Consider the following 15,398-nt stretch of genomic DNA (forward strand, 5'->3'; position numbering starts at 1 on the left):
CACCGTCGCGCTCCCCGGCGTCCTGTGGCAGGCCGGAGGGTACCGGGGAGTGACGTTCCAGGGAGTAACACGGCCCCCGTGGGCACCTCGGGACGGTTACCGCAACTGGCACACTGGCTGCATGAGCTCTGACCAGCGCAGCAACGACCTGGCGGGGTTTCTGCGTGCCCGCCGTACCCAGGTCACCCCCGGGATACACCTTGATGTTCGCCGCACTGCTGCTGTCGGCCGGGGCGGTGACCGACAAGGTCGGCGCGCGTCGCGCGTTCGGCGCGGGGCTGGCCGTGTTCGTGGCCGCGTCGGCGGTCTGCGGCCTGGCGCCGAACCTGGGGATGCTGGTCGCCGCCCGACTGGTCCAGGGCGCTGGTGCGGCGGTGGTCGTGCCGGCCTCGCTGGCGCTGATCCGCGAGGCGTACCCGGACTCCGTTCGTCGAGCCCGGGCGGTCTCGTTCTGGGCGATGAGTGGATCGGTGGGTGCCGCCGCCGGACCGGTGGCGGGAGGCCTGCTGAGCCAGGTGAGTTGGCGGTTGATCTTTTTCGTCAACCTGCCGGTGGGGCTGGCGGCGCTGCTGCTGCTCGCCCGCACCGCCCGCTCGCCCCGCCGTACGGCGCCGTTCGACTGGGCCGGGCAGATCGCGGCCGTGGTGGCGATGGGTGCCCTCACATACGGAGCTATCGAGGCCGGCGCCGTCGGCTTCCTGGAACCGCGCGTCCTGGTGGCTTTCACGCTGGCCGTGGTGGCGGGGCCGGTGTTCCTCGCCACGCAGGCACGCAGTAAACACCCGATGGTGCCGCCGGCGTTGCTGCGCTCGCGCACCATGGGCGTCGCGGCCACGGCGGGCTTCGCCATCAATGTCGGTTTCTACGGCATGGTCTTCCTGCTCAGCCTCTACCTGCAGCAAAGCCGAGGGCTCTCCGCGCCGGCGACGGGCCTGGCCTTCGTGCCGATGACGGTGCTGACCGCATTCATCAGCCCGGCCTCGGCCTGATTCGCGGTGCGGTTCGGACCTCGTATGCCCGTTGTCACCGGGCTGCTCGTCATGGCAACCGGGCTGGGGGTTCTCAGTCTCAGCCCAGCGTCCGCGCCCGCCTGGACGCTGGTCGCGCTGATGGTCCCGGTTGGCGCCGGAGGCTCCTTCGCACTGCCCTCGGTCACCGCCCTGCTCCTGGACCGGGTTCCGGCCGAGCGCGCGGGTACGGCCAGCGGCGTACTGAACGCCTCCAGGCAGATCGGCGGTGCCCTGGCCGTCGCCGCCTTCGGCGCCCTGGTCACCCACGAGGCGAGCTTCCACGACGGCTTGCGGACCGGCCTCCTGACAGCCGCCCTTCTCGTCCTGCTGGCAACCGCGGCCAGCCTGCTGCTCCGGCCCGCCACACGGCGTTGACGCCGCGTCGGGCCGTACGCCCCGAGGCGCTCAAGCCGCTGGCCTCCGGCGTTCCTCCGGTCCGCTGCCACCGCGGTCCTTGCCGATGCGAACCCGACGAACTCCATGCCGACACGGGATACGACTTCGCCCACCGCCCAGGAGCGACCGGAAGTCCAGGTGACCGTCGGCTCGGGGGCCGGAGCGCTCGCGCAGCGTGCACATCAGAATTCGGGTGGTGGCCTGGCCTCACCCGGTCGGCCCGGAACTCAGGCGCAGAGGGCCGGCCTTCAGAGCTGCCGCGACCGTTCCGGTGGGGGCGTGGACGATACGGTCGGTGGTAGTGGCGATCTTCTGAACCGGCGGACAGCCGACGATCGTCCGGGAGAACACGTCCACGACGAACGTGACCGTAGGGGATCCCGGACCAGGTGGCCACCTGGGTGGAGTCGGCCCCCCACCGCTCGTTCGGACAGGCCGCGGTGGAGTCGCGCCTGAGCAGGTCAGCAGCCCGCTCGTGGTCATCGCCACGGTGATGTAGCCACGGTGATGTAGAGAGTGGTGCCGTGCCGCGCGGTGGCAGTGGGCGAGGCGAGTCCGTCAGCTGCCGTCAGCACCGTCTTCCTGGTGCCGTCCGGCCAGACCACGTCCACCTGGTTCCGGCCGTTGACCGCGGCGAGCACCACGCCGGAACGGCTGGTGAGGAAACTGAAGTCGTCCAGGCTGTCCACGACGGACAGGGTGCGCCCGCTGGGGTCGATCGCCGGCCCGTTGGGCAGTCCGTCGGCGGGCAGTGCGGCAAGGCGACGGGCGGTGTGGCGGTCCGGGGGCAGCTCCCGGACAAGCACGCTTACGCGGCAAGCCCGTCGCGGACTCCGCCCCCGCTCCGATTGATTCACTGCGTTTCAGCAGGTCAATCGGCGTTCCGCCGCGGTTTCAAGGGGACATTGGGAAGCTCGGGCGCCGGCAGCGGGTCACCGTCGTACCCCTTCACCGAACCGAACCGATCCCCCGACATCCACTCGTCACGAGCCTGTACGACCTCTTCATGTGACCGGCAGATGAAGTTCCACCACATGACGATCTCCTCCCCGAAGGGGGTTCCGCCGAGCAGGACGGCCCGTGCGGTGTCGTCGGACTCGTTGGTCAGCGTCAGTGTGCCGGGGCCCGGGTGGACGTAGCCCAAGTCGGCTGGACGCAGGAGGACATCCACGAAGCGGACACTCCCCTGATCGACCAGGAGACCGTGCTCGAAGCCGGGGTCGACGGCGAGCGTGACGGTCGCGTGCGGCTGGAGCACGATCTCGGCGCCCAGCAGGGGCGTGAAGGTGGGCACCGGGGAGGTGGCTCCGGCGAGGGAGCCCAGGAAGACGCTGATCTCGGCGCCGTCGGTCCGTACGGGCTCGGGAACGTAGTGCTGGAAGTCCCTTGCGGCGCCGCGGTGCTCCTCCGGAAGCGCCACCCACAACTGGACGCCGTGCAGGATGGTGGTCCGCGGGGTGGAGACCTCCGAGTGGCTGATGCCGTACCCGCCGGTCATGAGGTTCAGCTCGCCGGGCCGCACGAAGGCATGGCTGCCCAGGCTGTCACGGTGCTCGATCTCCCCGCTGAAGAGCCAGCTCACCGTCTGAAGCCCGGTATGGGGATGCGGGGCGACGACCATGCCGCCCGTCTCGGTGACGTCGTCGGGGCCGTAGTGGTCGGCGAAGCACCAGGCTCCGATCAGGGTCCGGGCACGCTGCGGCAGCGTGCGCCGCACGGTCATGGCCCGCGGGCCGCCCAGGGGCACATCGCGCGGGGACAGTACGTCGACCCGTGGCGTCTCGGCCGGCCGCTCGCCGTGCACCGCTTCGCCGCACCGCACTTCGATGGGCTTCGTTTCGACATTGCTCATCGTGGACCACCTCTCAGCCCGCTCACTTGTTCCACATTCAACCATCATCTGGCTCGCTGCGCCTACGGGACACCGGGCTGATCACTCCCGGCGAACGCGCAACACGCACCTCGGCGCTCACATATTTCCTTTACGAACAAAGCATCTCGCGCTCGTCGACACGCCACGCGCCACTCTGGGGACGGACCGTTGGGACCGTTACCGTTGGGGCCGGCTGATGATTCATTGCCGCCTGTCTGTGCGAAAGGGAGTTCTTCGATGGCCGATGAGCCGATCTTGGTACTTGCGGCGACCGGCGGGCAGGGTGGGGCTGTGACCGAGGCGCTGCTGGGCCACGGGGCCCCGGTCAGGGCGCTGGTACGTGACCCCGCCCGGGGAGCCGCGAGGCAACTGGCCGACCAGGGCGTCGAAGTGGTGGCGGGATCCCTGAGCGATCGTGAGTCACTCGCCGCGGCGATGAACGGGGTGGCGGCTGTCTTCGCGTTCACCACTCCCTTCGAGGCCGGTGTGGAGGCGGAGGTGGCCCAGGGGCGGGCCATCCTCTCCGCTGCGGCGAAGAAGCGCGTTCCGCATCTCGTGTTCAGCTCCGTGGCCGGGGCCGACCAGGAGAGCGGGGTGCCGCATTTCGAGAGCAAGGCGCGCATCGAGGCGGAGCTGACCTCCGGAGATGTGCCCTACACGATCCTGGGGCCGACGTATTTCTTCGACAACGCGCTGGGCGGAGCGGAGCGCATCGCCTTCGGCGTTCTTGATCTGCCGCTGCCGCCCGATCGGCCATTGCAGCAGCTTGCCCGCCCCGACCTCGGCGCGTTCGCGGCGCAGGTGCTGCTCCACCCCGCTCCCTACGTGGGGCAGCGTATTGAACTGGCCGGCGACGCACCCACTCCCACGCAGATGGCGGCCGCGCTCGGCACGGCGCTGGGACGGGAGGTCCGCCATGAGCAAGTACCGCTGGCGGCGATCGGCAATCCCGATATGCATGCGATGTGGACGTTTCTGAACGGACCCGGCTATCGCGTCGACATCCCCGCACTCCGCGACGCTCACCCGGAGATCCTCTGGACCCGATTCGCCGACTGGGCGCACGACACGTGGGCGACCCCCCGCTGAGCCGACCGTCCGCACGATCACTCCGTCCCCCAGGGCGCTGCCGACGGCTCGCCCACAGAGGCGGGTGCGTGGGCCGCGTCGGTCTCAGTGGTGCCTCTGCGCCACTGCACCGGCGACATGCCGAAGGCTTCGCGGAATGTCCGGCTGAAGTGGGAGGGGCTGGTGAATCCCCAGCGGGCGGCAACCACGGCGATCGGCCTGTGGGCAGCGCCGGGCTGGGCGAGTTCCTCGCGTGCCGCCTCCAGCCGCCGCGTCCGTACCCAGGCGTTGACGGTGGTGCCGTGCTGCTGGAAGAGCAGGTGCAGGTAGCGCAGGGAGATGCCGTGCTGATCGGCGACGTCCTGCGGGGCGAGTCCGTGTTCTCCCAGCCGGGTCTGGACGGACGCCGTGATCCGCTCCCAAGACGTCGGCGTGGGCCGCCTGCCGACCTGTTCCAGGGCCACGGTGGACAGGATCTCCGCGGCGGTTCGGGCGAGTTGCTCGCGTCGGGTCGTAGTGGCCCTGGTGACCTCTTCGACGAGCCCGCTCAGCAGCGGCAGCAGCAGGGCGGCCGCTCCCCCGCCGGCTTCGTCCACCACGGTGGCCGTGAGGGCGCACAGCTGCCCTTCGTCCAGGCGCAGCAGTGCCCGGGGCATCATGAGGACCCGGGCCCGCTGCCGCCGCGGCAGCACGAGCCTGAACGGGCGCCGCGCATCGTGGAACGCCAGGCGACCGGGCAGGAGTTCGGCGGTGCGGCCGTCCTGCGACAACAGCGCGGTCCCGTCCAGTTGCTGGCGCACCAGGATGTGGGTGCGGTGGTCGGCGGCCGCCGACCGGGCGCTGCGCAGGATCGTTCCCGGGCCGAACTCCTCGGTGGCGATCTGGAGGGCGCCCAGGCGTTCGGCGGCCAGCTCGCCCGTCCACGGGCGGCCATGCTCCACGACGGCCTCGAGTTCCACGAAGACCTGCGAGAGAGCGCGCTGCCAGGCGGCGACGCGCTCGCCGGGAGCGATGTCCTGGGCGGAGAAGGTAACGCCCTGGCCGGGGGTGGTCAGCGATCCTGTCAGCACGTCGCCTCTCCCGCCGCGCGGCTCGCACGCTCTCGGTCGAGCCACTCCGTGGGGGACAGACCGAAGGTGCCGCGGAAGGCCTTGCTGAACCGGGTGGGGCTGCTGAAACCCCAGCGTCGTGCGACCTGTCCCAGAGCGACGGATCCCGGCGCCCGTGCGGCGAGTTCCCTGCGGCACTCGTCCAGGCGCAGCTCACGGATCCAGCGGCACAAGGTGGTGTCCTCGGCCTCGAACAGCCGGTGCAGACAACGGACCGAGATGCCGTGGGCACCGGCGATGGCCCGGGGGGTCAGGCCGGGGTCCGGCAGGTGCCAGCGGATGAAGGTCTTGATCCGCAGCAGCAGGACACTGTCGGCGCCCGGCAGTTCGTCGGGGTCCTCGCCGAGTTGGTCCGCCGCTGTGGCCGCGACCAGGTCGATGACGCGCTCGGCCAGCCGCTCGGCCACCGGTGTCGCGTATGCCTCGGAGGTGTCCGCCAGACGCTCCAGCAACGGCGTGAGCAGGGCGGGCAGACCACCGCCGCTCGGGCGCAGTGCACGCGCGGTGAGCCGCTGCAGGTCGGACTCCGGCCGCTCCAGCAGGCGCCGCGGAACCGCGAAGATCTTCAGTTGGAAGCGTTCCGGGAAGGTGGTGCGGAAGGGCCGGACGGTCTCGAAGAGTCCGACGTCCCCCGCCCCCAACTCGGTGGTGCGGCCGTCCTGTTCGACGTGGGCCCGGCCGGTGCTCTGGAGGGCCACGAAGATGTGCCGTCCGTCGCCGCGGGCGATGAAGCGCGGCGCCCGGTGGACGCGACCCGGGTCGCAGTCGACGGTGGTGATCTGAAGGTCCCCGAGGTGGTCGGTGCGCATGGTCGCGTCATAGGTGCGGCCTTCGGTGGCGATGTCCATCCCCACCAGGGTCGCGAGCACGGCGTCGTGCCAGTAGTCCAGGCTCTCGCGCGGCGGAACCGAGCGGGTGGTCAGCACCTGGGCTCGCGGACTCGCGGAGGCGGTCGGGCACCAGCGTCTCTCCTCGCAGGAGCCGATGACGGTTGGCATGCTGTCAGCGTGCCGTGGCGGTGCCGGTCGGCGCATCAGTCGGCCGACTGGTCCTCGGCCCGTACCGCGCCGCTCAGCACAGGCGGGCGCGCAGGAAGGAGCAGCCGTGCCGGACCGCTGCCCGGGTGGGCGCGCTGTCGTGCAGGGCGTGCAGCGCCACGAAGTCGTGGATCGTCCCGAGGAACCGTACGGCGGATGCCTCGACACCTGCCGCACGCAGGTTCCGCGCGTACTGCTCCGCCTCGTCACGGGCCGCGTCCGCCTCGGCGGTGACGACCAGCGCTGCCGGCAGCCCCACCAGATCCTCCGTCCGCGCGCGCAGAGGTGACGCGGTGGGCTCGGCCAGGAGGGCCGGGTCGGTGACGTACCGTGCCCAGTACGCGCGCAGCGCCCGACGGGTGAGCAGGTACCCGGTGGCGAACTGCCGTTGTGAGGGACTGTCGCAGCGGGAGTCGGTGAGCGGGTAGTAGAGCAGCTGTGCGCTGATCCGTGGCCCGTGCCGGAACTGCGCCAGCATGGTCACGGCGGCGGCCAGGGTGGCCCCGGCACAGTCGCCCGCCACGGCCAACCGGCCCGTGTCCAGACCGAGTTCGTCGGCGCGGGAGGTCGCCCAGGTCAGCAGGGCGTAGCACTCCTCCAGGGCCACCGGGTAGCGGGCCTCGGGGGTGCGACTGTATTCGGGGACCACGGCGCACACGCCCGCGCCGGTGACGAGCTCGCTGATGAGGCGGGCGTGGGTCTGCGCGTCGCCGAGCGTCCAGCGGCCGCCGTGGAGGTACAGGAGGGTGGGGAGCGGGCCGGTCGCACCGGCCGGGCGGACGGTCCAGAATCCGAGCAGCCCTGAGGAGCCGACGGATGCCACGCGGAAGACCGCGTCCACGTCGAAGTCCTCGAACCGGTCCACCTGGGTCTCGCGCAGCGCCTGCCGCGCCGTGTCGGGGCCGAGGTCGTCGAGGGACGGTGGCGCGGCGGACGCGGTGACCAGTCGCTGCACCACGGGGTCGAGGAGGATGGCTCCGCGGGAGTCACCGCCCGGTGGGTTCCAGGAGGTTCCCAGCATCACGCACTCTCCTCTGGCTGGGCTGCGCCGCTGGTCAGCAGGTCCGTACGAAGTCGGCCGGTCCTTGCCTCAGCTGTCCTGGAGGAGGTCACGCAGTTGTTGGCGGCGGCTGACGCCAAGCTTGGGGTAGACGTTGTACAGGTGCGAGCCCACGGTACGCGGCGAGAGGAAGAGCTGTTCACCGATCTCTCGATTCGAAAGGCCGCGTGCGGCCATGCGGACGATCTGCCGCTGCTGTGCCGTCAGTTGCTCCAGCGGGCCTCCGGTTTCGGGGGTGCGTGCCGCTCCGCTGGCGCGCAGCTCGCGCCTGGCGGCCGCCGCCAAGCTGCCTGCGCCGAGGCGATCGGCGGTTTCCAGCACCGTGGTCAGCTGCTGGCGCGCCTCGAGGGTACGGCGGCAACGGCGCAGCCAGACGGCGTAGTTGAGGCGGGCGTGTGCGCGCTCCCACGGCCACCGGTCCGCCTCGTGGTTGACCAGTGCGAGGTGGAAGTGCTGCTCGGCGTCGTTGTCCGGGTCGACCAGGGCGGTGGCATGGTGCAGGAGCAGCGTCATCCTGGTGCTCGGGCGATCCCCCTGCTCCGCCCGGACTCGCGCCAGTATCGGCACGGCCTCCTTCGACCGGCCGGTCCGTTGGGCCGCGACCGCGAGTTCGGCGATGCTCCGGGGCGACAGGAGGGGGTGCAGCGGCGATCCGTCGGCGGTGAACAGGTCGCGCAGGTGCCGCCAGCCCCCGTCCCAGTCCCCCAGCGCCATCGACGCCAGTCCTCGGGCGCGCAGCAGGCGTGCGTGCGTGGCCCGGTTCTCGTCGAGGCTGACGGCGCGCCAGATCGACGGGGTGAGCCAGGGCTCCGGCGGGACGGTTCCGCGCAGCGCGAGCAGGGTGAGGGCCTGTGCTTCCAGATCCGCCTGGAGGCGCGGCAGGCGCAGGACCGCGGCCTCGGCCTCGGCTTCCTCGATCAAGGGCTCGGCCTCGGTGAACCGCCCGGTGTTCACGAGGGTGTCCAGGAGGGCGAGGACCGACCAGGCCCGGATGCCGAAGGCACGAGAGCCGCGGAGCTGGGCGTCGGCCTTGCGGAACTGTCGCAGGCACACGTCCGCCTCGTCCGCGTGGTAGGCCACCGAGGCGACGGCCATCCGGCGGGCCAGAGTGTCCGGGGCGTCCAGCAGCGCACTCGGCCGGTCGAGGGTCGGCAGCAGGTGGGCGGCGGCCTGCGGCCGGACCACCGCGGTGACGAGCGCCCGCAGTGCGTTCTGTGCGTCCGGCGTGTCCAGGTGGCCCAGCGGCCCGGTCGGCAGGGGCCGGCCCTGGTCGGCCCGGCCGGCCTCTCGGGCGCGGTCGAGCAGCGTGGACAGGGCCGCCCTGTGCTCGGGCAGGCCGGACTGGGCTGCGATGCCCGCGGCCAGGGCCACCGAGGCGAGCGCGGCGGGTGGGCCGACCGCGGAAAAGTGCTCCGAGACGTGTGCCAGGACGTCGAATGCGTCCTGCTGCGAGGACTCCTGGGACAGGGCCGATGCCAGGGCACCGGCCGCGAGGCAGGCGAGTTCCGGATCCGTGGAGTCCTGGCCGAACCGGCCGTACAGGTCCCGCACCCAGCCGGGCTCTCCCACCGCTTGCGCTGCCACCAGGGCCTCGGCCAGCCGGCGGGCGCGTTCCTGCCGCTGCGGGGTGAGCCGGGCCGCCTGTTCCAGGTCACGCGCGGCACTGACGGCGTCCCCGCGTCTCCAGGCGGAGTCCTCGAGCGCGGCGGCGACGGATTCGTCGGCTCCCAAGGTGGCGGCGGCCAGGTGACGGGCCCTCAGCTCCGGCTGTGTGGCGGCCTCGGCGAGGTCCAGATGCGCCTGGTGTCGCTCGCCCGCCGCATGCCGGAAGAACGCGGCCGACCGCGCCAGCGGATGCCGGAAGACGAGGCGCTCCTCGATCAGCGAGACCAGGCCGGCCGCCTCCGCCGGCGCCCACACCGCCAGGTCGTCGGTGTTCAGGGCGGCCATGAGGGCGGCGACGGTCTCGCCGGGCCCGGCGGCCGCCGCGTACAGCAGGGCCCGTCCCGTCTCGGGGGGCAACGCGTCGAGCCGTGCCCCGAACACGTGTGCCGTGGGCGGGCGCCGCGCCGGTCCGGCGCCCGGAAGTCCCGCTCGGGCAGGCGTGGCCGCACGGGCGCTCAGTTCCACCAGGGCCAGTGGATTGCCCTCGGCTTCCTCCAGTATCTCCAGCCTCCGCCTGCCCGTGGGCGCTGCGGGCTGTCGGTCCAGCAGCGCCGCGGCCGACGGCACGCTCAGTGGGCCCAGATGCAGCCTTTCCGTGCCAGGGGGCAGGCTGGGCAAGCACGCGTCGCCGCGAGCGGCGAGCAGAACCGTCACCGCGCGTCCGGCCAGCAGCCGGATCCCCGCGCAGAGCCGGTCGAGGAAGGCGCGGTCGCAGGTGTGGACGTCGTCCACGCACACCAGTACCGGACGGGACATGGCGAGTCGGTCCAGTAACGCCAGCACGGCGGCCTGCACCTGGGTGTCGTCGGGCCCGATGTCTCCGGAGGCGGGGTCCAGGGCGACGCTCAGCACCTGGCCGTGTGCGGCGGGCAGGGCGGGCAACTCGTCCAGGACCGGCGCCAGCAACTGCTGCAGAAAGGCGCGGGCGCGCCGCCGGTCCCCGGCCCAGCCCTGCGCCGACAGTACGAGCATGCCGTCGGCGGTGGCCAGTTCACAGGCGTGGCGGAGCAACGTCGTACGCCCGATCCCCTCCTCCCCGAGCAGCAGCAGCGCCTGGGGACTGCCGGGCTCCCGCGTCACGCACCGCAGGATCCGCTCGGTCTCGCGGTCCCGGCCGAGGGGACGCGATGTCGCCGTACGGCTGAGTCGGCGGACGGCTTCCTCGCCGACCGACGTCTGGGATGGATGGACCGTCATGCTCGTACTCCGGACCTGCTCGGCTGCCCTTGGTGGTGGGCGTGTTCCCTGGCCAGGGCCATGATCGCGGAGGCGGGGTGACGTCGCTTCCGTCACATGACCAGTCGTCCGCCGTTTCCGGTCCCGATCGGATGACAGGATTCCCAGCGTCATGATCATCGGTTCTAGGAGAACGACCGTGCTGCACGCCGGCGCCGAACACCCCGCCGACCCGGGCATCCTGGGCAGAGCTGTCGAGCTGTCCCGCCTGGAGGGCCTGCTCGGGACGGTGGACGGCAGCGGCCCGCAGGTGCTGGTGCTGATCGGTGAGCCGGGCGCGGGCAAGAGCACCCTCGTCGACTGGACGGCCGAGCAGGGCCGGGCCCGCGGCCTGCGGACCCTGCGCGTGCGTGGCAGCGAGGGCGAAGCCGGACTGGGGCTCTCGGGCATCCACCAGCTCCTGCATCCGCTGCTTCCCGGTGACGCGCTGCCTGCCCGGCAGCGGGAGTCCCTCCACCGCGCCTTCGGGATGGCGGCGGCGCGGGACGACAAGGCCGTCGACCGGCTGTCGCTGTGCATCAGCGTGCTCACCCTCATCAGCGATGCCGCCTCACGCCAACCGCTGCTCCTGCTGGTGGACGACGCCCAGTGGCTCGACCTCGGCTCGGTGGACCTGCTCGGCTTCCTCGCCCGGCGTCTGGAGGGCAAGCCGGTGGTGATGCTCCTCGCCGCTCGTGAGGAGGCCGTGCCGTCCCGCTTCGACCGGGACTTCCCGCACATGACCGTCGGCCCGCTGAGCCGGGCCGCTGCGGGGCTGCTCCTGGACGCCCGGCCGAACCCGCCCCGCGGCAGGGCCCGCACCCAGATCCTCCAGCAGGCTGCCGGCAACCCGCTGGCCCTGATCGAGCTGCCCCGGGCCCTCGCCCGGGGCCGAACCGGCACGGGTCAGGACGGCGGTGCCGCGCTTCCGCTCACCGCGCGCCTGGAGAACCTCTTCGCCGCCGACCTTCCCGGCCTGCCCCGGCCTACGCGTGAGGCGCTGACCCTGGTCGCCGCCGCGGGAACAGGGCAACTGGCCGACCTCCTGCGCGCCGCCCCGCTGTTGGACGTCGTCCAGGCGCTGGCCCCCGCGGAGCGGGTCGGCCTGGTGCGGGTGGAGGACGGCCAGGTGCTGCTGCGCCATCCGCTGGTCCGCTCGGCCGTCTACCAAGCGGCCTCCTTCGCCGAGCGTCGGCAGGCCCACCTCGCCCTGGCCTCCGCCCTCGCCGGGGAACCGGACCGCCGCGCCTGGCATCTGGCCGCCGCCGCGACGGGCCAGGACGCGGAGGTCGCCGACGCCCTCGCGGAAAGTGCCGAACGCGCCCGTACCAGGGGCGGGTACGCGGCGGCCGCGGCGGCACTGGAGCGCGCCGCGGAATTGACCCCGGCACCGGAGCTGCGCGCCCGGCGCCTGCTGGCGGCCGCGCGGGCGGCCATGTTCGCGGGCCATCCGCAGTGGGTCGGCGAGATCACTGGGCGCGTCACCGGCCTGACCGAGGATCCACGCATGCGTGCCGAAGCCTCCCTCCTGGGCGGGTGGGCCCTGGGGGTGACGCTCCGCCACGACGAGGCGCTGGCGCTGCTGCTCGGCGTCGCCGAAGCCACCGCCGCCACGGCTCCGGACCTGGCGCTCGGTACCCTGAGCACCGCCGCGACGTCCGTCTACAACTCCGGGGCGCCGTTCTACCGGGCGGAACTGCGGCGGATCAGCGGTCTGATCGGCGAAGCCGGCGATCCCGCCGCCCTCGCCTGGTCCCAGGCGGTCCTCGATCCACATCACCGACGGGCACGGCTCATACGGCTCCTGCAGGACGGGCTGGCCGCCATGTCGCAGGAGTCGCTGGGCGACCTCACCGCGCTCGGCGGCACGACCTGGATCCTGGACGAGACCGAGCAGGCCGTTCGCATTCTCGGGCGGACCATGGACGTCCTGCGACGCGCCGGGAGCGCGGGCGCGAACGCTACCGTCACGCAGGCGCTCGCCCTCGCCCTGTTCGAGAGCGGTTCATGGACGGCGGCCCGGTCCGCGGCGGAGGAGGCGTTCTGGATGGCCACGGAGGCGGGGGCCGACAACGCGACCGTGGGCTCCCGCATCCTCCAGGCCACGCTGCACGCGCTGCGGGGCGACCATGCGGCCGCGCGGGCGCAGGCCATGGAAGCCGTACGGGGCGTGGACCTGCGCAGATCCCTGAGCCTTCAGGTCCGGCACCGGTACGCCGTGGGAATGGCCGCGTTCGTCGCCGGAGACCATGCCGATGCCTACGAGCAGCTGCGCGCGACCTTCACCCGCGACTTCCGCCCCGCTCCCGTCCACTACCACGCGTCCGCCTACTGCCTGGGCGACCTGGCCGCCGCGGCAGTCCGCGCCGGGCGGACGGACGACGCGCGCACGGTGGTCGACGCCGTCGAGGACGGCCTGGGACCCGACAGGTCCCCGCGGCTGGCCGCCGTCCTGCACCGGGCCGCCGCCCTGCTGAGCGACACCGACGACGCCGAGGACCACTTCCGTGCTGCCCTGGCCGGCTCCGCCGTCGACTGCTGGCCCTTCGAGAAGGCACTCGCGCAGCTCGACTTCGGTGAGTGGCTGCGCCGACAGCGCCGAAGCGCCGAGGCACGCCCCCACCTCGGCGCGGCACTGGAGTGCTTCCAGCGGCTCGATGCCCGGCCCTGGACCGATCGCGCGGCCGCGGAACTGCGGGCCTCAGGAGCCCCGGCGGCAGCGGTGACGGCCGTGAGCCCGGCGAGCGGGCTCACCGCGCAGGAACAGCGGATCGCCGAACTGGCCGCTCAGGGCCTGACCAACCGCGACATCGCGGCCCGGCTCCACCTCTCGCACCGGACCGTCGGCTACCACCTGCACAAGATCTTCCCCAAGCTCGGTATCCGCGCCAGGGCCCAGCTCCGCGACGCCCTCTCGCGGATTCCGCCGCAGTGACCGGGGGCGGGACCGGAGTGTTCGAAACTTTCCGTTCCGGCTGAACATGAGCCAGGCGAGGGCCGGCGGGCACGGGTTGGAAGGGATGGGTGCGCTCTCCGGGTCGGCGCGTGTTCATCCGAGGCAGTGCAAGGGCACCTCATCCGATCAGTTTTGGAGAAGCCTCCGCCGCGGCGGGCCCCCTAGTCTGAGATGGCCGCCAGCAAGTCCCGCGAGAGAGGAAACCCGCCATGAAGCGCACTCAGACGTCCGCCACGACCACCAGCTCGACCGACGAGAAGTACGACGGTTTCACGGACGAGGAACGAAGCGCGATGAAGGAGCGCGCCCAGGAGCTGAAGGCAGCCGGGCGCCGCAGCCCGCGCGCGGCCAAGGCGGATCCGGAGAGCGAAGTGCTCGCGAAGATCGCCGAGATGCCGGAGGCGGACCGGGTCCTCGCCGAGCGGATCCATGACATCGTCAAGGCCAGTGCGCCGGACCTCGCGCCGAAGCTCTGGTACGGGATGCCCGCGTACGCCAGGAACGGCAAGGTCGTGTGCTTCTTCCAGAGCGCGCAGAAGTTCAAGTCGAGGTACGCCACGCTCGGCTTCAGCGACCAGGCGAACCTCGATGAAGACACCATGTGGGCGACCGCCTTCGCCCTGACGCGATTGACCGCCGCCGACGAGGCGCGGATCGGCGCACTCATCAAGAAGGCGGCGAACTGAGGCCGTTGCTCCTCACCTCGGCCCGGCTGTACCGCCACGGGTCATCCGCTGAGCGCTTCCACGACAGCCACGAAGAGACTCACACCGAAAGCTGCGAGGGCCATGAGCGCGAGGACCAGCAGCGAGCAGCACGAGGAGATGGCCACCATGAGCCACGCCCGGCCCTTGGCCTGGCGGTACTCGGTGTCGTCGTCCCAGTTCTGATCGGCCATGTCGCCCCCTGACCGGGCACTTTACAGAGCGGCCGGCGGAATGGCATGTGCGGGGCGCTGCGGGCCGGTCACCCGTGTCGGCGCAGGTCGTGGAAGAAGTCCTCGATGACGTTGAGCTGTCCGGAGCGGGCCGTCTCGTCGTAGACGTATTTGCCGACAGCGAGGTCGAGTACTCCGAGGCCGAAGGGCGAGAACACCAGGGGCCGGTCGGTGGGGGGCGTCACCTGTCCGGTCATGACGTCGGCGAGTGTGCCGTGCAGGAAGTCGCGGTTGCCGGTGAGCTGTTCGGCCAGGTGCGGGGAGGTGTCGGCTTTGAGGCAGTGGTCGACGTCGTCGACGATATTGGTCGAGTCGAGGATGATCTCGGGCGCGAGGTCGCGCAGGGACACATGCAGAACCAGTGGGTTGTGGTGGAACCAGGCCGGGTCGCTGACGTGTGGCCGGCCCGCCACGGTGGCGAACACGACGAGGTCGCTGGAGCGGATGAGGTCCTCGGGGCTGTCATGCACGGTGATCCGTCCGTCGGCGCCGGTCTGTTGGAGGTAGCTCCGGAAACCCGCGGCGCTGTGGTGGGACACGTCATGGACGCCGGTCTCGTCGAAGGACCAGCCCAGGGCGGTCAGGAACGTATGGATGTAACGGGCGATCAGGCCCGTGCCGAAGAACCCGAAGCGGGTGGGGCGTTGCCGGTTGCGGGTGAGGTGGTCGGCGGCGAATGCCGCGGATGCGGCGGTTCTGGTGGCGCTGATGATGGAGCTTTCCAGGCAGGCGAAGGGATAGCCGGTGTCGTGATCGTTGAGGATCAGGACGGCGGACGCCCTGGGGATGCCGGCCTGGACGTTGTCGGGGAAGCTGGAGATCCATTTGAGGCCGTGCACCCGCACCCGCCCGCCGATCGAGGCGGGCAGCGCGATGATCCGGGAGGCGGGGCGGTCGGGGAAGCGCAGGAAGTAGGAGGGCGGGTTGACCGACTCTCCGGCGGCGTGCAGCCGGTAGGTGGCCTCGACGAGGTCCACGATCTGCGGCTCCCGGTCCCGCAGGGCGCGCTGGACCTGGGCGCCGGAGATCACTGCGAACGGGGGCACGGTGTGCGGCTGGGACATGACGGGCT

The 15,398-nt window shown here is 71.9% G+C and carries 13 protein-coding genes; 5 read left to right on the top strand and 8 right to left on the bottom strand.

The window, feature by feature from the left end; genetic code table 11:
- The first annotated feature begins 203 nt into the window (after nt 1-203).
- A complete protein-coding gene (locus ACIPSA_RS31550; protein WP_402640441.1) occupies nt 204-989 on the top strand; it encodes an MFS transporter in 786 nt (261 codons plus the stop codon).
- A 6-nt stretch (nt 990-995) separates the two neighbouring features.
- Complete coding sequence (locus ACIPSA_RS31555; protein ID WP_402640444.1) at nt 996-1,385, top strand: MFS transporter; 390 nt, start codon at nt 996-998, stop codon at nt 1,383-1,385.
- Between the two features lie 500 nt (nt 1,386-1,885).
- Here ACIPSA_RS31555 and ACIPSA_RS31560 read toward each other — a convergent pair whose 3' ends face one another.
- Nucleotides 1,886-2,212 carry a hypothetical protein gene (locus ACIPSA_RS31560; protein WP_402640446.1) on the bottom strand — a complete coding sequence of 109 codons (327 nt, stop codon included), beginning with the start codon at nt 2,210-2,212 and terminating at the stop codon, nt 1,886-1,888.
- Nucleotides 2,213-2,277: 65 nt separating this feature from the next.
- Nucleotides 2,278-3,258 (bottom strand): pirin family protein, encoded by a 981-nt coding sequence (locus ACIPSA_RS31565; protein WP_402640447.1) that lies wholly within the window; start codon nt 3,256-3,258, stop codon nt 2,278-2,280.
- Nucleotides 3,259-3,516: 258 nt separating this feature from the next.
- Here ACIPSA_RS31565 and ACIPSA_RS31570 point away from each other — a divergent pair, with 258 nt between their 5' ends.
- Nucleotides 3,517-4,368: an NmrA/HSCARG family protein gene (locus ACIPSA_RS31570; RefSeq protein ID WP_402640450.1), complete on the top strand. Its 852-nt coding sequence runs from the start codon at nt 3,517-3,519 to the stop codon at nt 4,366-4,368.
- A gap of 17 nt (nt 4,369-4,385) precedes the next feature.
- On the opposite strand, the gene ACIPSA_RS31575 is transcribed toward ACIPSA_RS31570, so the two are convergent.
- The 4 genes from ACIPSA_RS31575 to ACIPSA_RS31590 form a co-directional block, all read right to left on the bottom strand.
- Nucleotides 4,386-5,417 (bottom strand): helix-turn-helix domain-containing protein, encoded by a 1,032-nt coding sequence (locus tag ACIPSA_RS31575; RefSeq protein WP_402640453.1) that lies wholly within the window; start codon nt 5,415-5,417, stop codon nt 4,386-4,388.
- Nucleotides 5,411-6,454 (bottom strand): helix-turn-helix domain-containing protein, encoded by a 1,044-nt coding sequence (locus ACIPSA_RS31580; RefSeq protein WP_402640455.1) that lies wholly within the window; start codon nt 6,452-6,454, stop codon nt 5,411-5,413. The genes ACIPSA_RS31575 and ACIPSA_RS31580 overlap by 7 nt, the downstream gene beginning before the upstream one ends.
- Nucleotides 6,455-6,527: 73 nt before the next feature.
- On the bottom strand, nt 6,528-7,514 hold the full coding sequence (locus tag ACIPSA_RS31585; RefSeq protein WP_402640458.1) for an alpha/beta hydrolase: 987 nt from the start codon (nt 7,512-7,514) through the stop codon (nt 6,528-6,530).
- 69 nt (nt 7,515-7,583) lie between these two features.
- Nucleotides 7,584-10,415, bottom strand: coding sequence for a LuxR C-terminal-related transcriptional regulator (locus ACIPSA_RS31590; RefSeq protein ID WP_402640459.1), 2,832 nt, complete (start codon nt 10,413-10,415; stop codon nt 7,584-7,586).
- Nucleotides 10,416-10,566: 151 nt separating this feature from the next.
- Between ACIPSA_RS31590 and ACIPSA_RS31595 the strand changes: the two genes are divergently transcribed.
- Together ACIPSA_RS31595 and ACIPSA_RS31600 are read left to right on the top strand one after the other, a co-directional pair.
- On the top strand, nt 10,567-13,368 hold the full coding sequence (locus ACIPSA_RS31595) for an ATP-binding protein (RefSeq protein ID WP_402640462.1): 2,802 nt from the start codon (nt 10,567-10,569) through the stop codon (nt 13,366-13,368).
- Between the two features lie 230 nt (nt 13,369-13,598).
- Nucleotides 13,599-14,075, top strand: coding sequence for an iron chaperone (locus ACIPSA_RS31600; RefSeq protein ID WP_402640464.1), 477 nt, complete (start codon nt 13,599-13,601; stop codon nt 14,073-14,075).
- Nucleotides 14,076-14,116: 41 nt separating this feature from the next.
- Here ACIPSA_RS31600 and ACIPSA_RS31605 read toward each other — a convergent pair whose 3' ends face one another.
- Nucleotides 14,117-14,287 carry a hypothetical protein gene (locus ACIPSA_RS31605; RefSeq protein ID WP_402640467.1) on the bottom strand — a complete coding sequence of 57 codons (171 nt, stop codon included), beginning with the start codon at nt 14,285-14,287 and terminating at the stop codon, nt 14,117-14,119.
- A 68-nt stretch (nt 14,288-14,355) separates the two neighbouring features.
- On the bottom strand, nt 14,356-15,390 hold the full coding sequence (gene sbnB / locus ACIPSA_RS31610) for a 2,3-diaminopropionate biosynthesis protein SbnB (protein ID WP_402640469.1): 1,035 nt from the start codon (nt 15,388-15,390) through the stop codon (nt 14,356-14,358).
- Between the last annotated feature and the right edge of the window lie 8 nt (nt 15,391-15,398).

Origin of the sequence: Streptomyces sp. NPDC086549 (assembly GCF_044746205.1) — a bacterium.
GTDB lineage: Bacteria > Actinomycetota > Actinomycetes > Streptomycetales > Streptomycetaceae > Streptomyces.